General features: G+C 46.3%; 16 protein-coding genes and 3 tRNA genes. 11 read left to right on the forward strand and 8 right to left on the reverse strand.

All coding sequences use genetic code 11. From position 1 onward, the window contains the following. The 4 genes from BC349_RS13855 to BC349_RS13870 form a co-directional block, all read right to left on the reverse strand. On the reverse strand, nt 1-654 hold a 654-nt coding region (locus BC349_RS13855), incomplete at its 3' end, for an ATP-binding protein (protein WP_187257354.1). Nucleotides 655-665: 11 nt separating this feature from the next. Next, nucleotides 666-2,192: an IS21 family transposase gene (istA, locus tag BC349_RS13860; RefSeq protein WP_222840114.1), complete on the reverse strand. Its 1,527-nt coding sequence runs from the start codon at nt 2,190-2,192 to the stop codon at nt 666-668. Between the two features lie 228 nt (nt 2,193-2,420). Beyond that, the gene (locus BC349_RS13865) at nt 2,421-6,416 is read right to left on the reverse strand and encodes a family 20 glycosylhydrolase (protein ID WP_187257381.1); all 3,996 of its coding nucleotides are present in this window, start codon (nt 6,414-6,416) and stop codon (nt 2,421-2,423) included. Between the two features lie 77 nt (nt 6,417-6,493). After that, nucleotides 6,494-7,591: a serine hydrolase domain-containing protein gene (locus BC349_RS13870; RefSeq protein WP_187257382.1), complete on the reverse strand. Its 1,098-nt coding sequence runs from the start codon at nt 7,589-7,591 to the stop codon at nt 6,494-6,496. 234 nt (nt 7,592-7,825) lie between these two features. On the opposite strand from BC349_RS13870, the gene BC349_RS13875 reads away from it, so the two are divergent. Beyond that, nucleotides 7,826-8,773: a bifunctional helix-turn-helix transcriptional regulator/GNAT family N-acetyltransferase gene (locus tag BC349_RS13875; RefSeq protein WP_187257383.1), complete on the forward strand. Its 948-nt coding sequence runs from the start codon at nt 7,826-7,828 to the stop codon at nt 8,771-8,773. A gap of 92 nt (nt 8,774-8,865) precedes the next feature. Here the strand turns inward: BC349_RS13875 and BC349_RS13880 are convergent. Both BC349_RS13880 and BC349_RS13885 read right to left on the reverse strand, forming a co-directional pair. Continuing rightward, a tRNA-Leu gene (locus BC349_RS13880) sits at nt 8,866-8,949 on the reverse strand. A gap of 58 nt (nt 8,950-9,007) precedes the next feature. Next, nucleotides 9,008-10,171 (reverse strand): sensor histidine kinase, encoded by a 1,164-nt coding sequence (locus BC349_RS13885; RefSeq protein ID WP_187257384.1) that lies wholly within the window; start codon nt 10,169-10,171, stop codon nt 9,008-9,010. A gap of 69 nt (nt 10,172-10,240) precedes the next feature. Here BC349_RS13885 and BC349_RS13890 point away from each other — a divergent pair, with 69 nt between their 5' ends. The 7 genes from BC349_RS13890 to BC349_RS13920 all read left to right on the forward strand — a co-directional run bounded on the left by BC349_RS13890 (nt 10,241) and on the right by BC349_RS13920 (nt 17,920). Continuing rightward, nucleotides 10,241-11,266, forward strand: a complete 1,026-nt coding sequence (locus BC349_RS13890) for a glycosyltransferase family 2 protein (RefSeq protein WP_246456961.1) — start codon at nt 10,241-10,243, stop codon at nt 11,264-11,266. Between the two features lie 46 nt (nt 11,267-11,312). Continuing rightward, nucleotides 11,313-11,528 carry a hypothetical protein gene (locus tag BC349_RS13895; protein WP_187257385.1) on the forward strand — a complete coding sequence of 72 codons (216 nt, stop codon included), beginning with the start codon at nt 11,313-11,315 and terminating at the stop codon, nt 11,526-11,528. Nucleotides 11,529-11,662: 134 nt separating this feature from the next. Then, nucleotides 11,663-11,738 (forward strand) — tRNA-Gly (locus BC349_RS13900). 102 nt (nt 11,739-11,840) lie between these two features. After that, nucleotides 11,841-11,927 (forward strand) — tRNA-Leu (locus tag BC349_RS13905). Nucleotides 11,928-12,203: 276 nt separating this feature from the next. Further along, on the forward strand, nt 12,204-14,624 hold the full coding sequence (locus BC349_RS13910; RefSeq protein WP_187257386.1) for a beta-propeller fold lactonase family protein: 2,421 nt from the start codon (nt 12,204-12,206) through the stop codon (nt 14,622-14,624). Between the two features lie 112 nt (nt 14,625-14,736). Beyond that, nucleotides 14,737-15,507: a LuxR C-terminal-related transcriptional regulator gene (locus BC349_RS13915; protein ID WP_187257387.1), complete on the forward strand. Its 771-nt coding sequence runs from the start codon at nt 14,737-14,739 to the stop codon at nt 15,505-15,507. Between the two features lie 76 nt (nt 15,508-15,583). Then, the gene (locus BC349_RS13920; RefSeq protein WP_187257388.1) at nt 15,584-17,920 is read left to right on the forward strand and encodes a TonB-dependent receptor; all 2,337 of its coding nucleotides are present in this window, start codon (nt 15,584-15,586) and stop codon (nt 17,918-17,920) included. 51 nt (nt 17,921-17,971) lie between these two features. Here BC349_RS13920 and BC349_RS13925 read toward each other — a convergent pair whose 3' ends face one another. Then, nucleotides 17,972-18,799, reverse strand: coding sequence for a hypothetical protein (locus tag BC349_RS13925; RefSeq protein WP_187257389.1), 828 nt, complete (start codon nt 18,797-18,799; stop codon nt 17,972-17,974). Between the two features lie 102 nt (nt 18,800-18,901). Between BC349_RS13925 and BC349_RS13930 the strand changes: the two genes are divergently transcribed. Genes BC349_RS13930 through BC349_RS13940 form a run of 3 tightly spaced genes read left to right on the forward strand, consistent with a single transcriptional unit; the run spans nt 18,902 to nt 24,595 of the window. Then, nucleotides 18,902-20,041, forward strand: a complete 1,140-nt coding sequence (locus BC349_RS13930) for a DUF3667 domain-containing protein (RefSeq protein ID WP_187257390.1) — start codon at nt 18,902-18,904, stop codon at nt 20,039-20,041. 10 nt (nt 20,042-20,051) lie between these two features. Further along, on the forward strand, nt 20,052-20,831 hold the full coding sequence (gene mazG, locus BC349_RS13935) for a nucleoside triphosphate pyrophosphohydrolase (protein ID WP_187257391.1): 780 nt from the start codon (nt 20,052-20,054) through the stop codon (nt 20,829-20,831). Next, complete coding sequence (locus tag BC349_RS13940; RefSeq protein WP_187257392.1) at nt 20,828-24,595, forward strand: sensor histidine kinase; 3,768 nt, start codon at nt 20,828-20,830, stop codon at nt 24,593-24,595. The genes mazG and BC349_RS13940 overlap by 4 nt, the downstream gene beginning before the upstream one ends. Here the strand turns inward: BC349_RS13940 and BC349_RS13945 are convergent. Then, nucleotides 24,543-26,213: a DNA polymerase/3'-5' exonuclease PolX gene (locus BC349_RS13945; protein ID WP_187257393.1), complete on the reverse strand. Its 1,671-nt coding sequence runs from the start codon at nt 26,211-26,213 to the stop codon at nt 24,543-24,545. The two genes, BC349_RS13940 and BC349_RS13945, sit on opposite strands and share 53 nt — an antisense overlap. Nucleotides 26,214-26,258 lie beyond the last annotated feature (45 nt).

Genomic DNA, 26,258 nt, shown 5'->3' on the forward strand with positions numbered 1-26,258 from the left:
GATGGCATCCGCTATGGTTTGTTCACCAATCACCTCATACCATTTGTTGACCGGCACCTGTGCTGTGAACAGGGTGGAGTGTTTGCCATGGCGGTCTTCAATGATGTCCATCAGTATGGCCCGGTTCTGCGCATCCAGCGGTTGCATCCCAAAGTCATCCAATATCAACAGGTCCTGTTTTTCTATTTTGGCTATTTCTTTTAAATAGGTGCCGTCCGCTTTTCCCATTTTTAACCGGGAGAACAGCTTGGTGCAATGCTCGTATTGCACTTTATAGCCCAGTGAACAGGCCTGGTGACCCAAGGCTGACGCAATAAAACTTTTTCCTATTCCGGTACTGCCGGTTATAAGCAGGTTTTCTTTTTTCTTGATAAAATCACAATCGGCCAGTCGCAGCAACTGATTTTTATGGAGCTCCCGTTCATTGGTAAAGCTGATTTGCTCAATCGATGCCTTGTAACGGAACCTCGCTCGCAGCACACTCCTGTCCAGTTTTCTATTGTAGCGATCGTCCCATTCCGAACTAACCATTAGGCCAACCAGTTCATCAGGCGTGTAGCGGACGGCTGTATCGGTTTCAAGATTGGTCTGGAAGGCACGTAACATGCCAAAAAGTTTCATGGTTCTCATTTTTTCGATGGTTTGCTCATTCATTGGTGTTGTTTTTATTGATAATAATGATTGCCCCGGATGTTGTCATGGCTGGGCATGGGGGTAGATTGGGACTCTTCCGGATCCGTCAGATCCAGCCCTTTTTGTAAGATATCTTCAATCGCCCGATAGGAGTAAAGGCCATACGCATGCCCTCGCTGGCAGGCCCGGATCAGCCGTTCGTGTCCAATCCGCTTCCCAAAAGAGAGGATGCCATTACAAATTTTATAGGCTTGTTCCGGATGTCGTTTTTTCAACAGCACCTGACTAATGTAGTGCTCCACTTCGGGTGCAATCACGCGGGCGAGGCTTAAAAAATAATCCGGATTCCAGGCGACCTGTACCTGATGCTGACTGGCCATATGACTACCCTCCGTACTGTAATTGTGTGCACTGCGCACCCGGCGGTGCGTGGCAATGCGTTCGTATTTGTAATAAATCTCCACCTCAGAGACACTGAAGAGTATACGTACCTTTTTACTGATATATCCATACGGCACACTGTAGTAGTGCTTATCCACGCTCAGGCAAACATGGCCATTTTTCATAACCGTGGCATGAACGGACCGGCGTAGTTCATAGGGTTTGGCCGGAAGGGGCTGCAGGGCGATCTTTTCCAGTTCATCGAACTGCTCGCGGCGACTGTAGGAACGGCCTTTAAACGGAGTGTTGTTGTGCTGCTCCAACAATAACAGGACCTGCTCATTCAATCGTTCCAGTGTCGTAGCGGGCCCCTCCGACAGCGCCACAAAAACGCGGCTGTACATGATTTTTACAGCCCCCTCTACCAGGGATTTGTCTTTGGGTTTGTAGGCCCGGGCCGGGAGCGGCGTCATCCCATAGTGATCGGCAAAGGCTTCAAAATTTTCGTTTAATGTCGGTTCGTACCGGCTGCTTTTGACAACCGCCGATTTTAGGTTATCCGGAACAATGGCATTGGGGGAGCCCCCAAAATAATGGAGGGCATGCTCACAGCAACCGATAAAGTCCTCTACCCGCTGCGACATGACAGCTTCCATATAGGTAAGCTGGCTGGCACCCAGTATGGCTACAAAGACCTCGGCTTCCTGCAGTTCACCGGTCGCTTCATCCAGAACAGGTAGTTTTTCCCCGGTAAAGTCAACATAGACCTTGTCACCCGCGGTATGCTCCATGTGCATGCTGGGCTGTACACGGCGCTTCCATAAATGATAATGACGGTAAAATGCAGTGTGCCCAAAGCCTGCAGGATGCTCCCGGCGGTAAAGTTCCCATAACCGCAGTAGTGTCATCCCTCGTTGCCGTAAGCGTTTGTCGTTGTCCCTAAAGAAGGCGAGCAGTTCCTTGAGCCTGGTATCCGGAACAACCTCCGGTTCCTTGCAGAATAGTTCGTCTAAATCCTTATCGGACAAGCGGCTGAGCTCTTCCCAGGAAGTGGAAAGCGCATCGACTATGTCCAGGTATTTTTTTACCGTATTACGGGATACACCGGTTAATTTGTTTATCTGCAGTTTATTGTGGCCCTGAAATGAAAGTTTTAGTACTTGACGAAGTTTACTCATCTTAATCGGGTTGTTTGGCATTGTAACTGGTATGAACAGCGAGAATAAGCCATTCAACCAGCATCCTAACTAAACCGATGAACGTACCATAAACAACTAAATGAAGTGCTCAGTTTGACGCGGAAAAGTAGTGGTCAATTTGCCCCGGAATTCAGTGGTCAATTTGCTCCGGAAACCAGTGATCAGTTTGGCGCGGAAAAAAGTGCTCAGGTTACGCGGAATTTCCAGTCAGTCACCCACCGGCAAAAAAGTGAACATCCATTTTACCGGGTTCTGCCAGTCCTTTCCCTTGAAACTGCCCACGGGCGCTTTGATCAGGACAGTGTTCCAGCCTTTCTGCAGGAAGATTTTGGTTGGTTCCCGGTATTCATAGCCTTCATCCACCAATGGAATTTCGGCATGTCCCCTTTGCCCGGCTCTTTTCCATTGTGGCGGTGCAATTGATTTCCCGTTTACCCAAACCGCGCTGCCCTTGTTATCCCAGGCACCCGGGGGCGGTGAGTCGGCGGCAGTTGACCGGGAGAGATTATTGAATCCAATCCAGAAATCTTTCTCGCCGGCTTCAACTGAATGGATCCTGGTGGTAAAATACCAGGTGCTGTTTTCTTTTGGTTCATCAATGATGCCTTTAATCAGGGGTGCCCACCAATGACGGAGTATGATCGTGCCGCCTGTTACCTGTTTAACTATGGGCGATTGGCTTTCATTCCATCCGGCCGCTTCGGGTTCAAATGATTTGGACAGGTTGCCGCCATTGTTAAATGGGCCAACCAGTTTCCAGCGAAGATCAGATTGCCTGGAGTAGGGAAAGGATTGGTTCCTGAAATACAGGAATTTGTTTTCCAGTAAGCGGTTTTCAAAGGCGGTGAAGGATTTTTCATCGCCATCGCTGATATTGGCGATCCAGCCTGCCTGTCCGCCACCACGCCAGATTCTTTCGGCAAAGCTCAGGATGCCCGGGTAAACGGCATTCATGCGCATGATATCATTTTCAGTTCCGGCTGCCCTGTCGTGCCACACACAAAGCGTGCCGCCAAGCGCTGAATTATCTCCCTGCTCACGATTTCCAATTTGCCGGTGAAACAGGGTTACCGGAATTTCCAGCGGATCCATATGATTCAGGTAGAGATGCCTCGAGTCTATGTACTGAATATTGGCATTGCCGCTGGCATGTGTATTGTCTTCCATCCACAACTGGCGGATGGTATTCCCGGTAAAATTTCCGCCCGGTTGCCAGCCGACTAGTTTTTTACCAAAGCCCTCTACAAATCTCGTTATCTCCGGTATGAAATTCCTGTTGGTAATCTTCACTTCATCAGCACCAATATGCAGATAGGGTAAATCGTAGGTGGTAATAAATTCCCTCAGGATGTTTTTTACATACACCAGTCCGGAATCAGATTGCATATCCGTTTTCATGGCCCTGGTAAAAGCCGCACTATGCCCGGGCATATCAATCTCCGGCAGGAAAGTAATATGCCTTTTTTTGCAATAGTCTATCAGGTCTTTTAGCTCAGTTTCCGTATAATATTCGCCTTTGTCCCTTAACATATGCTCGGGAGCATTTAATTGCGGATATATCCTGCTGGCCAGTCTCCATGCGATATCTTCCGTGGCGTGGAAGTGAAACAGGTTGAGCTTGTACCTGGCCATGGCATCGATCTGTTGTTTCAGCAGGTCCACCGTCATATAATTCCTTCCCACATCCATCATATATCCCCGCCAGGGAAATGCCGGCCAGTCCCGGATCTCGCAGGCATCCACCATTAGACCGTCACGCATCAGTTGTGCCAGGGTCTGGATGCCATTAAATATCCCATGCGGGGTATTGGCGATGAGTTGGATACTATTCTCCTTAACATCCAGTTGGTAGGCTTCTTCCTTACCTGTTGGTGAGGCAATGTTCCCGAGGTTCAGTTCTATATAACTGGCAGCAGCAACCGAACTGGTTGTCAGTTCAGGGTGCCAGCCGAAACCAGCCAGTATCTTTTGTAACCGGATGGCTTCCTCCATCAATTGTTGGTCGGGTACCAGGATGTATTTACAGTTATGGAGGGAGAAATTTCCCTTCGTCCATTTTATTTCCCGGGGCAGTGGAATGATACCTGGATTTTTCTCCAGTCCATATACATAGGGGAATACCAGGTGTTTCCATAGCAGGTATCCTTCACCGGTGAGGTGCAGTCCGTCATTGGTGTATTTGGTATCTAACTTTCCATCCGGGTTGGTAAAAGATGGATACAGGTCAACAAAACTGAAATCATGCCTGGAGGCTTCCCGGGACAGGCTTTCATTCAGTTCCCTGATCTGCCGGGCTTTGCTGGTATGTCCGCTGAATTTCCCCAGGCTTTCATTCACGGGTAAGAGGCTTTGCACGAAAAGTTTGGTGGCCGGGGATTGCTGTTTGATTTCATTTGCAATCTGCAGGATATTTTTTAGCAGGCTGTCGGTGCTGATGCCTCTTGCCAGGTCATTTACCCCGATCATCAGGAAAACCTTGGATGGTTTTCTTTTTATGACTTCGTCTATGCGGTTGATAACCCCAACAGAAACATCACCGCTGATGCCCCGGTTTTTAAGGGTGGCATCGTTAAACAACTCAGCCCACTCGCTGCCGTCAGTTATACTGTTCCCGATAAATATGACATCGTTTTTTGATTGCGGCAGGTGTTGAAACAGGGTCCAACGCTGGTGGTAATAGGTGGAGAATAAAGAGTCGGGGTAACGGCCCGTTTTTATTTTAAAGGTGGATGCCGGCAGGTTGGCAGCATTTACCAGGTTACCATCGCTGTAGGGTTTCCAGCCATAATAAACATGCTCCGGTTTTTGGGCGGTGACAATCGTTATGCCGCCTTCCGTAATAGTGGCTTCGGCCTCCTGGTTGCCATCCAGTGAAAAACCCCTGAGGGCCTTGCCATCGGATGTCTTTAATCCACCTCCCAGGTGTTCAAATTGGATCCTCAGCCTGCCATTGTTATAGGTTGCGGACAGGGGCAGGGGGCCGGAGGGAATGGTGTGTTGCTGGTAGGTTTGATGCAGGGCCCACCTGGCCAGTCTTTCGCCCACGTCTTTTTTATTGGTGGGATGTACGTCATTCCTGGCCCCGATATCACTGCTCACGGCCATGCCTGAGTGCGGAATGATGGCCAGTGTTTTTCTTTGTTCCTCCCTGAACTGTGGCCATAGCTGTCCCTTGTATTGGATGGTGTCGATGGAGGAAAGCTGAACGAAATAGTAGGGTAGGTTTGGTTGCCGCCATTTTTTACGGTAGTCATCAATCATCAGTTTGGACAGGTCTGCGTATTCCATCACCCTTTCCATTTCCTGTGCATTGCTTTCGCCCTGGTAGTTCAGGATGCCTTTGATGGGCAGAGGAAGCAAAGGTTCTATCGCTGCCGTGTAAACGAAGCCCGGTTTGTAGGCATGGAATTTTCCGTTTTCGTCTGATGGTATCCGTTGTACACTGCCGGTATTTTGTTTTCCCCTTTCCCTGATCCAGGTGGGTAATGCCGGATTGTTAAGCCAGTCGCCCTGCAGTTTTCGGGAAAACTCCCGGCTGTTTTGTAAAGCATCTTTTGCAATAAATGTTTCCAGCGGTGCCCCGCCGATGCCGAGGTTGATCAGCCCGATCGGAACATCCATCTGTTGGTTGATTTGTTTTCCGAAATAATAGGCAACGGCGCTCATGGACTTCATACTGTTGCTGTCGCAGCTTTGCCACTGGCCCCGCAGGAAACTGGCGGGGGGTAAGCGTTGAACGACGGAATCGGTATAGCTGGTACCGTAAATATTTTTTCCTGCATAGGTGGGGTTGTAAAATCGCAGCAGGGGCTGGTGACTGTTGGATTTTTCTTCCCGGAAATGCGCTTCCCTTTCCATGGGCCATTCCATATTGCTTTGCCCGATGCACAGCCAGATATCGCCCACCAGTATGTTCTTCAGGATGATCTTCTCATTGCCCGAGGACAATTGCAGGGTTTGCGGGCGACTATTGGTGCTTGTTGGTTTTAAAGTAATACTCCAGCTTGAATCTGGTTGAACCCTGGCGGACTTCCGCTCTCCGGCAAAGGAAAGGGAAACTGTTTGTCCGGGTATTGCCTTGCCCCAGATGCGGATGGGTTCCTCTCTCTGCAGCACCATATTGCTTGTAAAGATTTTTGCCGGCCGGAGTTGAGCGGTACTGCTCAGCGGCAGCAGGAAGAGGAGCCATAATATGCGGGACATGTTGAATTCTTTTAATCTGTCTGAATGCTGAAGACAGCATTGCCCCGAAATTATTAAGTCTGACTTAATAATCAAATTCAATCTCTGCGCTGCTCCTGAAATGATGCCAGAACCAGCGCCGCAATATCCTTCGTGGTTTGCGTGGGAGAGAGGCAGTCGCAATTGCTCAGTCCGAGTACATAGATGTCTTCCGACGGGATATATACACCCATGGATTTGAATCCGAAAATGCTGCCGCCATGTTCCCTGCTGGGGATGCCGTTGATGTCCCTCAGATGCCAGCCATAGCCATAGGTAAATGTCTCGCCATTGTTTAGTTTGTATTGGCTGAATACTTTTTTGGTGGCGGCTGAGCTTAATAAGAGGTGTTGGTTTAGGGCATTCTGCCATTTCAGCATATCCGTAGCCGTTGACATTAAGGATCCTGATGAAAAGGGGATACTGTAACTGATGGTGGTTTTGTTGACATAGCCGATTTCTTTTTGGTGATAGCCGTAGGCCCTGTTGGGGATGATCTGCCGGTCGCTGGCATAACGCGACTGGTTCATGCCTGCTTTGCTGAAAATATGATGTTGAATATAATCTTCGTAAGATTCTCCCGATACCAGCTCAATAATATAGCCCAGCAACACATAGCCTGAATTATTGTAGTCAAACTTTTCTCCCGGTGCAAAATCAACCGGTTCGTTTTTGAAAAAGTCCACCATCATTTTCGGTGTCATTTCTTTTTGGGCAATATCCCGGAGTGATTGCATTTTGGTAAAATCCCTGATGCCCGATGTATGGGTCAGTAAATGGTGGATGGTTATCCTGTCGCCCGCGGGATAGTCCGGGATGTACCTGCCAATGGGGTCGGTTACTTTTAACCTGCCCTCTTCTTCCAGCATCAGGATGGCGATGGCGGTAAACTGTTTGGTGATGGATCCCAGTTGAAAAACCGCATCCGGGTTGAGTTTGGTGCCCCATTCCAGGTTGGCTTTCCCAAATGCTTTATGGTATATGGGTTTACCTTTTTTAGCTACCATGAATACGCCACCGGGACCGCTGGTATCATTGAATTGGGTGGTAATGATACTGTCTATTTTGTGTGCGAGGTTTTGTGAATAGGCTGATGTGAGGGGGAGGAAGAATGTAAATAGGATAAGGAGGCGGTTGAATTGGTTCAGGTGCTTCATGTGTTGTATTGTTGGTTGAATGTGGTTATTGGTAGTTGCCGGTTTTATAGACGAGGTTTCGGAGATCTGGGTTACAATTCTTTATGATTGCCTGGTGGTTCATTCACCGGCTATTTGCCCGCAGCTTTGCGGAGACGGAGAAATGAAACTGGTTGGGCCATAGAATGATTTGCTGGGGGCAGATGCTCCGGAAATCCTATATTTGCGTAATTAGTTACGTAAAAAACTACTTATATGGATTTTTACAATCAAACCGGCAAGATGGCGATTGGCAGCCGGCTTCGCCAGCTGACAGATAAAATCACAGCAGATGCTGCCGATATTTACAAGCTCTATCAAATCGATTTGCAGCCGAAATGGTTTCCTGTTTTTTATGCGCTGGCACAGGGAAACCTTACCATTACCGGGATTGCCCGGCAAATCGGGCATTCTCATCCTTCGGTTAGTAAGATCGTTGCTGAAATGTCTGATAAGGGCCTGGTCACAGAAAAAAAGGATAAGGAAGACGGTCGCAAAAATATGGTAAGCCTCTCCAGAAAAGGTAAGGTTCTGGCAGAGAAAATCAAAGACCAGTATTCTGATGTTACCAATGCAGTGGAAGCCATATCAAAAGAAGCGCAACATGATCTTTGGAAAGCCATTGAAGAATGGGAATTTCTGCTCAACCGTAAAAGTCTTCTTCAGTATGTAGCGGAACAAAAAAAGCAAAGGGAAAGTAAAAAGGTCAGGATTATTCCGTTTAAGCCGATCTATGCGGAAGCCTTCAAAAAATTAAATGAAGAATGGATTTCGGCTTATTTTAAAATGGAGGATTCCGATTACAAAGCGCTGGACCACCCGAAGGAGTATATTTTGAACAAAGGCGGTGCAATACTGGTGGCTTTATACGAGGATGAACCAGTGGGAGTGTGTGCCCTGATTAAAATGGACGACCCGGAATATGACTATGAACTGGCTAAGATGGCAGTGTCGCCCAAAGTGCAGGGAAAAAGTATAGGTTGGTTGTTGGGGCAGGCAATTATTGAAAAAGCAAAATCGCTGGGTGCGAAAAAGCTGTACCTGGAAAGTAATACGATGCTAAAACCTGCTATCAACCTGTATTATAAATTGGGCTTTAAAAAAGTGGCTGGTCGTGCCACGCCCTACGAACGCTGCAACATCCAGATGGAACTTGAATTATAACAGGTAAACTTTTACTCTTCCATGCGCAGTCCGGGCAAGGGTTTCAAGTGAAGCAATAAAAAAAAGCCCCGAAAATTCGGAGCTTTTTTCCGTGCCCAGGACTGGATTCGAACCAGCACGCCGTTTCCAGCACCACCACCTCAAGGTGGCTTGTCTACCAGTTTCAACACCTGGGCATCGCTTTAAAAGCGGATGCAAATGTAAGGATTTCATTTAATTACCACCAACAGTTTTCTAAACAGTTTTTTGCTGCTGGGGAATCAGGATCCGGAAAGTGGTTCCCTTTCCAGGTTCTGAGTGTTTTACGAAGAGTTGTCCCCCGTGGTATTGCTCAATGATCCTCCTCGAAAGGGATAGTCCGAGTCCCCAGCCCCGCTTCCTGGTGGTAAAACCCGGATCAAAGACTTTGTTGACATTGCCCCCCGGAATTCCCTTCCCCGTATCAGCCACATCAATAATGATGTCTTGTCCCGATTTTCGGATATCTATCGATATGGTTCCCTTCCCCTCCATGGCATCCAGGGCGTTTTTCAACAGGTTTTCAATCACCCAGTCAAATAGGGTGGGCGATAAGGGGACTATCAGTGGCAGCTCTTCGGGTTTGTGAAATTCGAAACGGATTCCCCCCGAAGCTCTCCTTTTGATATAATCAAGCATGGTTTCCACCTGCACCACGAGGTCCGTAGGTTCCACCTGTGGCGTGCTGCCGATCTTACTGAACCGGTCACTTACCAGTTTGAGGCGGTTTACATCCTTTTCCAGTTCATGGGTGATGGCATCCTGCTGGCCCGATTCCTTCAGCATTTCCACCCATCCCTGCAGGGAGGACAGCGGGGTTCCCAACTGGTGTGCCGTTTCCTTTGCCATGCCTGCCCAAAGCTGGTTCTGGGCCGAACGGTGGCGCGTATTCAGCAGCATGAGCAGCAGGATGATCAGGATCCCAACAATCACGAGTTGAATAATGGGATAGTATTGCACTTCCTTCAGCAGCCTGGTGTTTCCGTAATAATATTTGTTGGCAATGTAGGGACTGTCGCTCAGTACCAGGATAAAAGGTTCGTTGGCCCTTTTGAACTCACGCAATCTTTTTTGCAGGAAACCCGGGTCCCCGGCTGCTTTCGCCGAATCAATATTGATAAAACTGACTATGCTGTCCTGTTCATTGGTTTCAATAATGGGAATGGCGGTCTGGTCGTTGCGGATCATGTTCGGAAGCGTGAGGGGCATATCGGGATTGTCGAATATGGCCTTACTGGCGTTTACCCAGAGTTCTACCTTGTCTCTCTCTTCCTGCGCTATTTGCTGCGCCAGGTAACGCGAATAGAAGATGGTCCCGGTTACAATTGTCAGTGCAAGCAGGGCCAGCCAGGTGCGCCAGTTGTAGAAGGAGGGAATCATCCGTCTAATTTAGCCATTCAAATAGTTTGCAAACTGTATTTTTGGCCACTAATTTATTGTCGATCGATTTTGTCAGCACAAGTAGCCATAGTAATCCTTAACTGGAACGGTAAAAAATACCTGGAAAAATTTCTTCCTTCGGTAATGGCATCGGGTTATGCAGATATGGAAGTGGTAGTGGCGGATAACGCGTCCACAGATGATTCTGTGGCCTGGTTACAGGAAGTATATCCTGCTGTGAGGATCATCAGGCTTCCGGTGAATTACGGTTTTGCCAAAGGGTATAATGAAGCATTGAAACAGGTGCAGTCTCAATATTATGTGTTGCTGAATTCTGATGTGGAAGTATGTCCGGGTTGGCTGGATCCTATGATGAAATTGATGGCTGCGGACGATACTATCGGTGCCTGTCAACCGAAAATCAGGATGTATGGAAATAAATCCTGTTTTGAATATGCCGGTGCCAGTGGCGGCTGGCTCGATGCCCTGGGTTATCCGTTTGCCAGGGGACGGGTCTTTGATTATTGTGAAACCGACGAGGGGCAGTATGATGATATCACCCCCGTGTTCTGGGCCAGCGGCGCGGCATTGCTGGTGCGGGCGGAATTATATCACCGCATTGGCGGACTCGATGAATTCTTTTTCGCCCACCAGGAGGAGATTGATTTCTGCTGGCGCCTGCAGTTGGCCGGATATAAAGTAATGGTATGTCCGCCATCTGTTGTGTACCATGTGGGCGGAGGTACGCTGCCAAAGGGTAATGAGTGGAAAGTATTTTTGAATTTCAGGAACAACCTGGTCATGCTCGCGAAAAATCTTCCATGGAGCCAATTGATTTGGAAGATACCTGTTCGCTTTATGCTGGATGCCGTATCTGCCTGGAAGAGCCTTTTGGAAGGGCAGGGGATCTATTTTAAAGCCATCATGGAAGCCCATATCGGTTTTGTCGGGTGGGTATTGATCAGGAGAAAGAAAAGTATTTTTCCCGTCAGCAGAAAAGGAGAATTGCATGGATGGTACCACGGAAGTGTGGTGTGGCAGCATTTTGTAAAAGGAAGAAAACATTTTTCAGAAATAGTAGGCAGTAAAAAATGATTATTATTGCCGAACCTTTATTTTTGCACTGCAATAATTAAAAACTATGGCGCATCACCAAGCACAAGAATTTGATAATCCACTGGAGCAAGATTTTACACATAGCTGGGTAAATTCTTCCACATATTTATTTTATCTGCAGGTATTCTGTATACTGGCTTTCGTGCTTGGCGGATGTTATGGTTTGTACACTGAGCGTTACAAGGGTAAGCCCCGTGTAAATGTGCCTGAGAGCACCATGTACACACCCAAGTACAAATAAAAATTTTCAAGAAAAAATTTGGCAGAAATAAAACAGTTCTTATCTTTGCCATCCCAATTGAAAAACAGCTCTTTAGATACACTGTCGAAGCCTCAGAAACAGCATTGTTTTTATTAAGTTTGGGCAGTTAACCAGCGGAAGTAGCTCATTTGGTAGAGCACGACCTTGCCAAGGTCGGGGTGGCCGGTTCGAGCCCGGTCTTCCGCTCCAATAAAAAGATTCCAGACTTACCGTTTGGAATTTTTTTTTGCGGATATTTGATCTTTCTGTCGATATCCACCCGACGGGTGCCACCCGACGGGTAAACCATCCACCCGGGTGGTGGAACAGGTAGACACGCAGGACTTAAAATCCTGTTCGCCGAAAAAGCGAGTACGGGTTCGATTCCCGTCCCGGGTACTTTTTAAATTTATAATCCCCTTGATGGTTTAAACTGTCAAGGGGATTTTTTTTTAAGGCGTCTGACATTGGGGTTTAAGGCGTCTGACGTTTAGCATTACTGAATACCGTGGATCCCAACGTCAGACGCCTTTCCGTGGATCCCAACGTCAGACGCCTTTACAATGGATAATGTTTTGATAATATTCCTGAACGGGTAAATCCCTGAGATTTGCCGCAATCTTCCTGAGCCCAAATCAAACTCAGAGACCTGGCTGGGAATAATACTGACATACCATGAAAACGATTTTTAGTATCGGGCTTTATCTGGCTCTTCTCGCTTTTAGTTATTCTGTCCAATCGCAATCCCTTAAAGAACTTGAAAAGAAAAGGGTTATGCTGCCCAATGGCTGGAGCATCACACCGGTAGGTAGTCAGATACCTCTGGGGGACCTGCCGCTGAACCTGGTGATCAGCCATAACAAAAAATTCCTGGCAGTTACCAATAATGGCCAGAGTACCCAAACGATCGACCTGGTGGAACTTTCTTCGGGGAAAAGAACAGACAGTATCATTATCGGAAAATCCTTTTACGGACTGGCGTTCAGCAAGGACGACCGTTTTATATATGCGTCCGGTGGAAACGATAACCGGATCAATAAATATGAAATCACCCACAAAAAACTGAAGCTGGTTGATTCATTGGTCATTGGTAAACCCTGGCCGAATAAAATCAGTCCGACCGGTATTGAGTTAGAGGAAACCAAACTCAATAAGTTATTTGTGGTGACTAAGGAAGACAGCAGTCTCTATGTATTTGACCTGACTTCCAAAAAGATACTGAACAAGGTGTCCCTGGGTGCGGAAGCCTATGCCTGCCGCATCTCGAAGGACCTGAAGACCCTTTATATCAGTGCATGGGGAAGAGGAAAAGTATTACTGTATGATATCGCAGCGAAATCCATCAGGGCCGAGATTCCTGTGGGCAGTAATCCTAATGAACTTCACTTAAGCAAAGATGGCAGGTGGCTGTACGTGGCCAATGCCAATGATAACTCGGTGTCGGTGATTTCGGTGACTACTGAAAAAGTGATTGAAACACTTAATGCCGCATTGTATCCCAATTCACCCAGCGGTTCCACCACTAATGGTGTGGCTCTTAGCGAGGACCAGAAAACACTTTACATAGCCAACGCTGATAACAACTGTTTGGCAGTATTTGATGTATCGGTGCCGGGCAGGAGTAAATCAAAAGGCTTTATTCCTGTGGGATGGTTCCCGACCAATGTAAAAGTGTCGGGTAAGAAAATCTATGTCACCAATGGAAAGGGATTGTCTTCATTTGCCAACCCGGAAGGTCCTAATCCAACCAATAAACGCCAGGTAGTGATAGACCACCAGGGAGACAGCCTGAAGCCGAAAAAAGTGCAGTATATCGGTGGCTTGTTCAGGGGAACCCTTAGTATTATTGAAGAACCCAACCCTGTACAACTCGGCGTTTATACCAGCGCGGTATACAGGAACAGTCCATATTCGAAGGAGAGGGAACTGGTAACGGAAGGTGAAGCAGGCAACCCGGTTCCAATGAAGGTGGGTGATAAATCTCCCATCAAATATGTGTTTTATATTATCAAGGAGAACCGAACCTATGACCAGGTGCTGAGTGATATTCCGGGTGGCAACGGTGATACCAGTCTGCTGCTTTTTGGGGAGAAAATTACTCCCAACCAGCATAAGATCGCCAAAGAATTTGTACTGCTGGATAATTTTTATGTGGATGCGGAAGTGAGTGCAGATGGCCACAACTGGAGTATGGGGGCTTATGCGACGGATTACAATGAAAAGACCTGGCCCACCGCCTACGGACAAAGAGGCGGGGGAGGTGAGTCGCTGGGTCTAAGGGCGATTGCGAATAATCGTGATGGTTATATCTGGGATCATTGTGCCCGAAACAATATAACCTACCGGACCTATGGCGAATTTGTGAAACGCGGATTGGAACCAAATCTGCCGGTACTGGAAGGACATGTGGCGCCGTTTATGCCCCATGATGCGCGTTATCGCGACACAATGCGGATCAACCAGTGGAAAAGGGATTTTGATTCCCTGGTAGCAGTGAATGCTTTGCCTCGCCTGTCCACCCTTCGTTTAAGCAATGACCATACAGAAGGTATGCGGCTCGGAAGGCCTACTCCCTACGCACATGTGGCGGACAATGACCTGGCCGTGGGCATGATGGTGGAGCATCTGAGCAAGAGTCCGGTTTGGAAAGAGAGTGCAGTCTTTATATTGGAGGATGATGCGCAGAACGGTCCCGACCATGTGGATGCGCACCGGAGTACCGCTTATGTGATCAGTCCCTATGTAAACCGCAGATCCGTTGATCATACTATGTACACTACTTCGGGAATGTTAAGAACAATGGAGCTGATCCTGGGACTGCCGCCCATGACACAATTTGATGCAGCAGCCACGCCAATGTGGAGATGTTTTACCACCACACCTGACTTTACGCCGTTTAGCAGTCTTCCATCCAATGTTGACCTGAATGAGGTGAACAAGAAAAATGATGACCTGGCCAAAAGAAGTGAGCAGTTTGACTGGACCAAAATTGATGCAGTACCGGACCTGCTTTTCAATGAAATTCTCTGGCAGGGACTGAAAGGCAAGCCGGCGCCAGGCCCTGTACGTGCAGGCTTTTTGAAAGAAACAAAATAGCAGTGGTCAGTTTTTATAAATACAGGCACTGGCCTCTCCATTGTGAGGGGCCAGACTGTTTTTTAGGTACCAGATCGTTTCACATACCTTAAAACAAAATATTCGAATTCTGATGACAGAACAATACAGCAACGAAGAACTTTTTTTTCAATACCTGTTACAATATAAATTCAACGAAAATGATTTAGACTATTCATTAATTGAAAAACACACCGCTGTCTTACAAACCTTGTCTGCTATTGGTAATTCCGGAATTAGTGTATTTGACATCAATAAACGACAGGTTGTCTATTATTCTTCGAATTTCGGGGAACTGTTAGGGTATATTCTATCCGATTATGAGAAAACGGGGCAGCAGTTTTTCTATGAGAAAATCCATCCGGAGGATAAGCTGAAATTGAATATTAATGGGATTTCAATTTTAAAAATATTCAACAATTTTTCCAGTAATGAAAAGGTGAATCATAAGGCGTTGTATGAATATAGAATGTTAAATGCTGAAAACAGGTACGTGCGCCTTATTGAGCAGTACCAGGTTTTGGAATTGGATAAATCAGGTCAGATATGGCTAATGATCGGGTTGGTTGACCTTTCTCCCAATCAGGAAGAGTACAATGGGATTAAAACTCAGTTATTGAATTTCAGAACAGGGAAAATCATCCCAATGGAACTGTCTCCGAAAATACAGTTTGAATTAACGAAAAGAGAACTGGAAATCTTAAAACTTGTAAAAGACGGGTATTTGAGCAAGGAAATTTCCAGCAAATTGTCTATTAGTCTGAATACAGTAAATACGCACCGGCAGCGGTTTTTAGAAAAACTCGGTGCCAATAATTCCTTTGAAGCGATAATGTTTGCTTCAAAATACGGGCTTCTGGATTAAGACTACTGATAAATCAGTATTGTATAAAATTGGGATTTGAGGGTCATTTGCACTTTCAAGCTTAATCTCAATAATCATGGCACGCACAGTTCTGTTTTTATACCTTATCATATTTGCAACCCAATCATTTGCACAACCATTTCAATCAATCCGCGGTACGGTTTTGGATTACGCATCAAATGCGCCACTGCCATTTGCTACGGTAGTAGTACTCGGAACAAATCCTGTGATTGGTGCAATTACAGACAGTTCGGGGAATTTTCAAATTCAAAATATTCCTGTTGGCAGGTATGATTTACAGGTTGAATTTACCGGTTATGAACCTGCAATGATTCGTGAAATAATCGTCGCCTCAGCAAAGCAGAATTTTTTGACTATCCAGCTGAGAGAAAATATTTCTGTGTTAGGAGAAGTAGTTGTAAGGCCTCGCGTAAGCAAGGAACTTCCAATTAATGCTATGGCCACTGTAAGTGCCAGAATGCTGAGTGTGGAGGATGCAAAAAGATATGCTGGTGGTTTTGATGATCCAGCTCGTTTAGCTGCTTCGTTTGCCGGTGTGGCAGGTAATACAGATCAAAATGGAATCATCGTAAGGGGTAATGCTCCAAGGTTTTTGCAATGGAAAATGGAAGGAGTAGAAATCCCAAACCCGAATCATTTCGGAGACTTGAATTCTTTCGGTGGGGGAGCTCTTACCGCGCTAAGCAGCCAGATGCTTTCAAACTCCGATTTCTTTACGGGGGCATTTCCTGCTGAGTACAGTAACGCATTGTCTGGCGTATTTGATATCGGTATGAGAACAGGAAATAATCAAAAACGGGAAAATACCTTTCAGGCAGGCATTATTGGTATTGACGCATCTTCTGAAGGACCTTTTAAGAAAGGAAACCGGGCTTCTTACCTATTTAATTATCGTTATTCCACATTTGCCTTATTGGGGCCACTATTACCCGATGACGCCGATGGAATTAAATACCAGGATCTGTCATTCAAGCTGAATTTTCCAACGAAAAGGGCAGGAATCTTCTCGGTATGGGGTATTGGATTGAGAGACAGGGCAGGCGCAAAGGCTAATATCGATAGTGCTGAATGGCAGTATTCCCGGGATAGTGAAGAGGATGAAATGAAACAGTATATGGGTGCGGCCGGAATCAGTCACAAATATCTTTTCAGCAAAAACACCTATGTGAAAACATCCCTTGCAGGGACAGTAAGCAGTACCGATTGGGCAACCCAAAAGCTAAATCATCAGTTATCCCTGCAGCCGAAGAGTATGATTGAAAATAAAAATTGGAATATTGTTTTATCCTCCTTCATAAACAAAAAATTTAGTGCAAAGCACACCAACAGGACGGGAATATCGCTGACGGGCATGCTGTATGATATCAAGCTCAATAGCACACCGGCATCAGACGGGTTGCTTCGGGAAATAGTTAAGAGCCGGGGGAACAGCACCCTGGTTTCCGGGTATAGCAGTTCCTCATTTAACCTGACCACCAAACTTTTAATGAATATTGGAATTAACAGCCAGTATTTTACATTAAACAACAAGTACACAATTGAACCCAGACTTGGGTTTCGTCAGCAGGTCGGGGGAAACCAATCGATTGGTTTTGCCTATGGATTACACAGCCGGATAGAAAAATTAAACTATTATTTCAATAATTCACTTTTAACAGGGGAAACAGCAGTAAACAAACATCTTGATTTTACAAAAGCGCACCACTTTGTACTTAGCTACGATTGGAAGATTACCGACCTAATTCATTTTAAAATAGAACCGTATTTTCAGAAATTATTTTCCGTACCAGTAATACCAGACAGTTCCTTCTCCTTCATAAATCTTCATAATGATTGGTTTTTTGCTGAGAAGTTGCAAAGTACAGGCGGGGGGAGAAATTATGGTCTGGATATTACAATTGAAAAGTATATTTCCGAAGGATACTATTACCTGTTTACGGCATCAGTATTTAATTCGGAATATAAAGGCGGGGACGGAGTCTGGCGTAACACCAGATTTAATCGTAATTACGTATTTAATATTTTATTTGGTAAGGAATGGAAGGCTGGTAAAAACAAGCAGAACATTTTTAGTTTGAATACCCGTTTTTGCTACCAGGGCGGTAACCGATATTCTCCTGTAAACGAAGCAGCATCTCACCTGGTAAATGACATAGTTTATGATGAAACAAATGCATTCAAAATGCAGGCACAATCTTCCTTAAATGTACATTTTACTGCCAGTTACAAAATAAACAGGAAGGAAAGCTCCCGCGAGATAGCATTCAAAATACTGAATCTTACCGGGCAACCTGATTTTTACGGATACCAATACAATCAAATAGATAACAGAATAAGTAAGGAGCAGTCTATTGTAATCATCCCAAACCTGAGTTACAAAATAGAATTTTAATGGCAACATAAATACCAGAGCCACTTTCGGCTGCTGATTTCACCTGAATAATTATTCATAACTGTACTCCACTTTTCCCATCAACTGCTGTTGTTTGTTATATACCAGTTCCATCCGTTTCAGGCCATTAGGAAGGTATTGGTAATACCATATCTGGTATTCATTGGTGCCTTCCGGGATAACCGTCATTTTTTTCAACTGACCGTTCTCGTTGTATTCGAACATGTAGTCAGGTAAAAGCCTTTGTGCCTTGGCGTTATATCGTACGATATCAGTCAGCCGGTTAGCCTGGTCATAATAATAGAATACGGTTACAGCGGGGAGGTTACGGCGCACAGCTTTCTCTTCCACCACATTCCCGTTTTCATCGAGCACGAAACTGACCCTGGTGGTATCCACATTGTTCCTGATTCGCAGCATTCCGGAAGGTTTGCCTGCAGCATCATAAGACCACTGGTGCGTTTCCGTAGTGGTGACATTGTCAGACGTGCTGCTGGTGCTGATTTGCAACAACCTGCCATCTGCATCGTAGCTGTAACCCGCTTTGCTGCTGGCATTCTGTGCGCTGTCCTTACTGGATGCCAGCTGACCCTTTTCGTTATAGGTTGCCTCGAAAAAGGAATCGCCCATTACGGCCGTACGGGTAATGGTGCTGATGGTTTTTTTCCGGTTGTCAACCCGTTGTTCGCAACTGAAACCGGCTGTTTCGGCAGAATTTCCATCGTAACTACTGAGGGTGATCTTTTTTATATTTTCACGGGTTAGCTGGTTGTAAAGCTGGTTTGTCTGGCTGGTGGTGAGGATATCCTTATAATAGTATTGAGCAAAAAGAACTTGCTGGAAACTGGTCAGGATAAGCGCTAACAGGATTTTTTTCATTCCGGTAATTGGTTTGTACATACGATAATATTGCAAGATACGGGCCGCATATAGTTTTCAATGCTTAAATAATTGTATTTATTTTTAATCAAATTTCAGCAAGTGTCCCATTACCAGGAAAGAACCGAAAAAGACTGCTTAAACTGCGGAACCATTGTCGAAGGCCTGTATTGTCACAAATGCGGACAGGAAAACGTTGTGCCCAAAGAAACTTTCTGGGGGCTTCTGACCCATTTCGTGTATGATATCACCCATTTTGACGGGAAATTCTTCAGTACCGTCAAATACCTTGTCAGCAAGCCCGGGTTCCTGTCGCTTGAATTCATCAAAGGACGCCGCGCCAGTTATCTTCATCCCATCAGGATGTATGTATTTACTTCCGCTTTCTTCTTCGTGATCTTTTTCACCCTTTATAATGCGAAAACACTGGTTCCATCTGAAAAGGAAAAAAATACACAACAGCGGGAAAAGTTGCTGGCAGCCAAAGAAAACCTGCAGGAAAATTTTAGCACCGGATTGGACAGTTCTGAACGGATTGCCAGTTCTAAGGTTATACTGGACCTGGACAGGGAACTTGCCATCCTGGATAAAAAGCGGGGTAGCCTTACGGAAGAGCCAATGATTGAATATGACAGCGCCAAAGCTGAGGGGCTTAATTTTGGTAAAACCAGCCTGAATTATAAATCCGTTTTGGCCTATAAACGGATGCAGTTGGAGTTGCCAAAAGATAAAAGGGACGGCTGGATTAAAAAGGCATTTATGACCCGAATACTCGCTGCCGTAGAAGCGGGTGAAAAACAGGGAGAACGGGCATTTGTGACCGGGTTTATTAACAACCTCATGCACAGTTTTCCCAAAATGCTGTTTGTTTCCCTTCCGCTTTTTGCACTGTTGCTCCATCTGTTGTATGGCCGGAGAAAGGACCTGCTTTATTCGGATCATGCCGTATTCACCATCCACCTGTATTGCGCTACCTTTATTTTACTTCTTTGGATTTTCGGGCTTGAATACCTGTATGATATTTCGGGTTGGTTGATTGTTGAAATAGTGAGACTGGTATCCGTTTTTGGAATTTTTCATTATCTGTATAAAGGTATGCGCAGGTTCTACGGGCAGAGCCGGGGAAAAACGATCGCTAAGTTTCTTTTATTAAATATGCTGTCTTTCTTTATGATGGTACTGCTGCTCACCATTTTTACAATGATCAGTGCCTCGCAGATTTCACCAGACGGCAGTCATTAATGTTAATATTATGCACCAGGAGGCAATCAGTCAGTTCGGGCGGTTATTGGGTATCATGGATGAGTTAAGGGAGAAATGTCCCTGGGATAAAAAACAGACCATCCAATCGCTCCGGCAGCAATCAATTGAGGAATTGTATGAACTCGCTGATGCCATCAGTGAGGAAGACTGGAAGGGGATAAAGGAAGAACTGGGGGACCTCTTTCTACACCTGGTGTTTTACGCGAAAATCGGCCGCGAAGAAAACCAGTTTACGCTGGAAGAGGCGCTGGCGGGTATCTGCGATAAGCTGATCCGCCGGCATCCGCATATTTATGGGGATGTAAAAGCGGGAACAGCGGAAGAGGTAAAAAGAAACTGGGAACAGCTTAAACTCAAAGAAGGTAAAACTTCTGTGCTCAGTGGCCTTCCGGCTTCGCTTCCGGCCACGGTAAAAGCCATGCGCCTGCAGGAGAAGGCTAAACAGGTGGGATTTGAATGGGATCACCGGGAGCAGGTCTGGGATAAGGTGAAAGAGGAAATGCAGGAATTGCAGGACGCAGTTGCCTCCGGGGATGCTGACCATACAGAGGAAGAATTTGGCGACCTGGTGTTTTCGCTGATCAATTATGCACGGTTTTTGCAGGTCGATGCGGAACATGCACTGGAACGAACCAATAAAAAATTCATGCAGCGTTTCATGAAAATGGAGTCCATAGCCACCGCAAGGGGCCTGCAATTACAACACATGAGCCTGGCTGAAATGGACGCCCTCTGGAATGAAATAAAAGCCGAAAAGCCGAAAACTTGATCAAATTCATTATTTATATCTTTAAGCGCAATGCCTATTTCCTGCTGGCAGCGGCATGGTTGTTTACGATTGCGTTTATCATCAATAACTATTTTGCCGGTGCATCCTCTGCACCATATCTCCGAAAGGGCATTGAAGAAAGGCTGCAACGCCTGGAGCAGAAGACCAACCAGTTGGCGAAAGATACCACCCTGCTGAAAGTGCTGGCCGAAGGAAGTTATGGGGAGAAACAGTTGAAGGAACTGTCATCTTCCGATTTTGGTGTTTTCATTTACAAACCGGCCCAGTTTGATAACTGGTCGCTTGCCTTCTGGAGTAACCAGGAAATTGAACCAACTTCTGATATCATTTACTCCCGCGACTCTCACCGGCTGTTCAAGCTGCAGAACGGGCAATATGAAGTTATCAGGAAAATAATACCCCTGGCCAGGGAAAACCTGCTGATGATTGCCCTCCTGCCGGTTCGTAAGGAATATTTTGTCCAGAATAAAAACCTGCAGCAGCAGTTCGTCGGGTTTTCGGCTGCTGAAAACAGTTTGAGCCTGGTGGAAACACCCACTGATTTTCCTGTTCGCTGCCAGAATGGGACCATCCTTTTTTACCTGCAGCCCAAAAGCAGCGAAGTCATTGGGTATGCAAACGAATGGGCACTGGCACTGGATGTGCTGGCCATATTACTGCTGCTGATTGTGGTGCATAATATCGCCAACAGCATTGGGGAGAAATATGGTTTTTTACGCGGGTTGATTTTTTTGTCTGGCACAATTGTTTTACTCAGGGGAGCCAGTTATTTTGTTAAAAGCCTTTTCGCCTGGCGGCAATTTGAATTATTTGATCCTTCAATTTATAGTTCCAGTGCGTTTTTGCCTTCACTGGGTGACCTGTTGATCAATGTATTGCTGTTTTGCTGGATACTGCTCTTCATTTATAAGCGAAGCAGGGCTATCGATCTTTCCCGGTTCAGCACCAGCCTGCTTTGCAGGCCCGTTGTTTCCTTTGGGGCTTTATTGCTGGTGAGCATCAGCTTCTCATTTGCCATAGTGATCAGGAGCCTGATCGCGGACGCCCGCATTTCATTCAATGTCACCAATTTCTTCAGTCTCGATATTTACAGTTTCCTGGGATTCGTGGTGCTGGCCACCCTTGCCCTCAGTTATTTCCTGGCATCCAGTGTGATCATGCGGGCATTAATGCCCCTGCTGAAGAATGAGGCCTATTTTCTGTATGCATTTGTAGCAGCCTTAGGACTTCTGCTGATCAGTTTCACCCATTCCGCCAACCTGGTGGAACTGAATATATTTGTCCTGGTATGGCTGTTGGGCTATATCTGGATGATGCGCCAGCCAATCCTGCAAACCTGGAGTGAACAGTGGTCTGTTTCAGTTCTATTATTATGGATATTCCTGTATTCGGTTTCCATTTCCATGATCATAATCGGGGAAAACAGCCGAATTGAAATGGAGCAACGGAAAAGGACAGCCGAAAAACTATCGACCCAGGCTGACCCCACCAGTGAACGCCTGCTCAGTATTGCCCTTACTTATTTTGACAATGATTTCCTGTATGCGAATTTTGACCGGTTTCGGCTGGCTTCCTCCAACCAATACCTGAAAGACAGCCTGATCAACAAGAATTTCGTTCCTTATCTCAATATCTACGATACCCGTATATATACTTTCGATGAAGCCGAACGGCCCCTGTATAACGATGCCCCGGTGTCCTATGATACACTGGACATCATTTTCAGGATGGAAGGAAAGCCCACCAATGTGGCCGATATGAGGTATTTTGAAAAGGCTTTTGATAAGTATGCCTATATCAGCCGAAAGATGGTGACCGATCATCAGGGAGTGGCAGTTGGGTATGTGTTCATCCTTTCCGAACCAAAAAAGTATAAGAACGATGCCCTTGTGCCGGAACTCTTCCGTACGAGGAAGGATTTTCTTCCCGATGAATATTCACCGATATACAGCTATGCGATCTATAATAACAGGGAACTGATCGATTATTACAACGATTATGCATTCCCTACCAGGCTGAGCAATGCACAGGTTCCGAAAAACAATTTCACCTACAGGAAAAAAGCTGATTATGATGAATTGTGGTACCGTGATAACAATAAGGTGGTGGTGATCGCCAGGCTGAATAATCTGTGGCTCGAATCCATCACCCTGGTGGCTTATCTCTTCAGTACCTTCCTGTTGCTGCTGGCGATATTCAGGCTGATTACACTAATGGTAAGGTCGAGGCTGAGGTTATCCTATATCCGCAAGGAAATGCAACTGAACCTGCGAACCCAGGTGCACGGTACGATCATATTCATCAGCCTGTTTTCTTTCCTGGTGATAGGGGCGGCAACCATTTTCTTCTTTATCAACCGGTATAATAAGAACAAGCAGGACCAGTTGAGCAAGGCCATCCAGATCATGACCAATGATGTGCAGAACAAGATGGACAGCCGGACCTTCTTTGATTACATGCTGCGCCTGTATGACAGTGGTTATAATGAATACCTCGAAAACCTGGTGCAGGAAGTGTCAGAGATCCATGGTACCGATATTAATATTTATGATACCAAGGGTGAACTGCGCCTGTCTTCCAATCCGTTTATCTACGAAAAGGGCATTTTGAGTGTGCGGATGAATCCTGAGGCCTATTTCCGGATTCACCGGCAGCGGCTGGTGCAATACACCACTGAAGAACAGATGGGGGAGATAAGTTACCAGAGCATCTATTCCCCTGTGCGTGATGATGAAGGCAACGCCTATGCCTACCTGAATATGCCTTCTTTTGATTCACAGGTGGAGCTTAAAAAGGAAATCTCCAATTTCCTGGTGACCATCATCAACCTGAATTCTTTTATTTTCCTGATCGCCGGGGTGATTGCATTGTTCATCACCAACAGGATTACTTCATCGTTTTCCCTGATCAGCGAGAAGATGAGGGCGGTGAGCCTCGGGCAGCACAACGACGCCATAGAGTGGCATCGGGAGGATGAGATAGGGGAGCTGGTGAAGGAGTACAATAAAATGGTATTGAAACTGGAAGAAAGTGCCGTGGCGCTGGCTAAAAGCGAGCGCGAAGGGGCATGGCGTGAAATGGCACGCCAGGTTGCCCATGAGATCAAGAATCCACTGACGCCGATGAAGCTCAGCATCCAGTACTTGCAGAAAGTCATCGACAACAATAACGGGGATGTGAAACAGCTAACCAGCAATGTTGCCCGTACGCTGGTTGAGCAGATCGATCACCTTTCGCATATTGCATCTGAGTTTTCGCAATTCGCCAATATCAGCAATGCGCACAATGAGGTGTTTGATCTTCATGAAATATTGCATTCACTGTCGTTGTTATATGTCTCCAGCGAACAAGTTCAATTTTCCTGGAAACCGGTTGCGGGAAAAGTGATGGTGAACGCGGACAGGACACAATTGAATCGCCTTTTCACCAACCTGTTGCAGAATGCAGTTGAAGCGATGGGGGAAAAGGAAGAGAAAGTAGTTGAAGTAAATGAGGCTTTCGGAGACGATCATGTAATCATCAGCGTGCACGATAACGGTCAGGGAATCCCGCCTGAAATCCGGTCCAGCATTTTTATCCCGAATTTTACCACCAAGACATCCGGAACAGGCCTGGGACTGGCCATGAGCAAGGGAATTGTGGAACAGGCAAGGGGGCGAATCTGGTTTGAAACGAATGAAAATACGGGCACTACTTTTTTTGTCGAGTTACCCTTAACCAGTCTTCCAGTTGCGTCAAGGTGAAACTGCTGAGGTTAGTCATGGCCGTTAGTCCGCCTTTCCTGGCGCTGATGACGCCATACCTGATATCTTCATAGCCTTCTACCTGGTGGGCATCGGGGTTTATTGACAGGAGACATCCTTTTTCCATGGCATAGGGAATCCAGCTCCAGTCGATATCAAGTCGCCTGGGGTGGGCATTGATCTCAATAGCCACATTGTGTTCAGCGCAGGCATCGATGATCCGGCGATGGTCAACCGGGTAACCGGGCCTGCTCAGCAGCAGGCGGCCGGTCATGTGACCAAGGATGCTGGTGGCCGGGTGTTTGATGGCAGTGAGCAGGCGCTGCATCGCTTTTTCTTCCGTCATTTTCAGGTTACTGTGAACAGAAGCAATGACCAGGTCGAAGCTGCTGAGGACATCATCGGCATAATCGAGGCTGCCATCGCTGAGGATATCACACTCAATACTTTTGAATATCCTGAAAGGAGCAAGTTTGCTGTTCAATTCATCTATGTAAAGGTGTTGTTCACGGATACGCTCAACCGAAAGTCCGTTTGCGTAAAAGGCAGACCTGCTGTGGTCGCTGATCACCAGGTATTCATAACCTTTTTCGATACAGGCTTTTGCCATGACTTCAATAGTATGGAGACCATCGCTCCAGTTACTGTGCGAGTGGATTACGCCCCTGATATCGGAAAGATTGATTTCCGGTGCCAGTTGGGACTTCAGCGCCTGCTGCACCGTTTCAGGCAATTCGCGCCGGTAGACTGGAATCGGATGAAGGTTATAAGTCGTGAAAATCTCCTCCTCTGTAGCAAAATTCCTGTCGGTGTCAAAGCCTGTAGTTTCTTTGAAAGCCTGCAGGAAAACATCCGAACAGCTCGCGGCAAAGTTCCTGGCGATGAATCTGTCTGCACCTGAATGGTACACCACCAGTTTGGCACCGTCACTCGCTATTGCGGTAATGGTATCTTCTTCCCGGCTGGTTTCAAAGTTTTGTGACTGCAGGAAAGACGCCAGTTCACCGGCCGGAATGGTGGACATCATTTCAATGCGGGTGATGGTAACCGATTGACGACGGATCTCGCCACTCAGTTCCACCTGCTGTGTTGGGAAAGCATCGCGTATAATTTTAAGTGCCTGGGCTGCATAGGTTTCTATTTCGGCATATAAGAAATGTCCCTTGTTCTGGTTGAAGAACTGGATGGATTGCTTCACGCTTTCCTGTGTTTTCTCGCCAAAGCCCTTGTACATCAGCAACCTGTTTTCATTGCAGGCGTAGAGCAGTTCGCCGAGTGACTCAATGCCCATTTCCTTCCAGATGGTGGCGATCTTTTTTGGCCCCAGCCCCTTGATCTGCATCATCTCTAAAATTCCCGGTGGTGTTTTAAGGATTAGGTCTTCCAGTGCCTGCAGTTTTCCTGTACTGAGCAGCTCAATGATTTTTTTTGCTGTGCTGTCGCCGATACCCTTCAGGCCTGCAATCTTATCGGTGGAAATATCCGTCAGTTGTGCCGGCAGTTTTTCAATATTGAAAGCTGCAGCGGCATAGGATTTTGATTTGAACGGGTTGTCGCCATGAATATCCATCAGTTTGGCGAGCAGTGAAAATTGGTCGGCGATAGCATAGTTATCCATGGGGCAAATTTAGCCGCTAGAATTCAGAATGTGGAAGGAGGGTGT

It is taken from the genome of Flavihumibacter stibioxidans, assembly GCF_014332695.1.
Classification (GTDB): Bacteria; Bacteroidota; Bacteroidia; order Chitinophagales; family Chitinophagaceae; genus Flavihumibacter; species Flavihumibacter stibioxidans.

What these genes read in the sequence shown, in the direction of transcription:
- istA (WP_222840114.1), bottom strand. Translation starts at nt 2,192, where the DNA reads ATGAGTAAACTTCGTCAAGTACTAAAACTTTCATTTCAGGGCCACAAT.
- BC349_RS13865 (WP_187257381.1), bottom strand. Translation starts at nt 6,416, where the DNA reads ATGTCCCGCATATTATGGCTCCTCTTCCTGCTGCCGCTGAGCAGTACC.
- BC349_RS13870 (WP_187257382.1), bottom strand. Translation starts at nt 7,591, where the DNA reads ATGAAGCACCTGAACCAATTCAACCGCCTCCTTATCCTATTTACATTC.
- BC349_RS13875 (WP_187257383.1), top strand. Translation starts at nt 7,826, where the DNA reads ATGGATTTTTACAATCAAACCGGCAAGATGGCGATTGGCAGCCGGCTT.
- BC349_RS13885 (WP_187257384.1), bottom strand. Translation starts at nt 10,171, where the DNA reads ATGATTCCCTCCTTCTACAACTGGCGCACCTGGCTGGCCCTGCTTGCA.
- BC349_RS13895 (WP_187257385.1), top strand. Translation starts at nt 11,313, where the DNA reads ATGGCGCATCACCAAGCACAAGAATTTGATAATCCACTGGAGCAAGAT.
- BC349_RS13910 (WP_187257386.1), top strand. Translation starts at nt 12,204, where the DNA reads ATGAAAACGATTTTTAGTATCGGGCTTTATCTGGCTCTTCTCGCTTTT.
- BC349_RS13915 (WP_187257387.1), top strand. Translation starts at nt 14,737, where the DNA reads ATGACAGAACAATACAGCAACGAAGAACTTTTTTTTCAATACCTGTTA.
- BC349_RS13920 (WP_187257388.1), top strand. Translation starts at nt 15,584, where the DNA reads ATGGCACGCACAGTTCTGTTTTTATACCTTATCATATTTGCAACCCAA.
- BC349_RS13925 (WP_187257389.1), bottom strand. Translation starts at nt 18,799, where the DNA reads ATGAAAAAAATCCTGTTAGCGCTTATCCTGACCAGTTTCCAGCAAGTT.
- mazG (WP_187257391.1), top strand. Translation starts at nt 20,052, where the DNA reads ATGCACCAGGAGGCAATCAGTCAGTTCGGGCGGTTATTGGGTATCATG.
- BC349_RS13945 (WP_187257393.1), bottom strand. Translation starts at nt 26,213, where the DNA reads ATGGATAACTATGCTATCGCCGACCAATTTTCACTGCTCGCCAAACTG.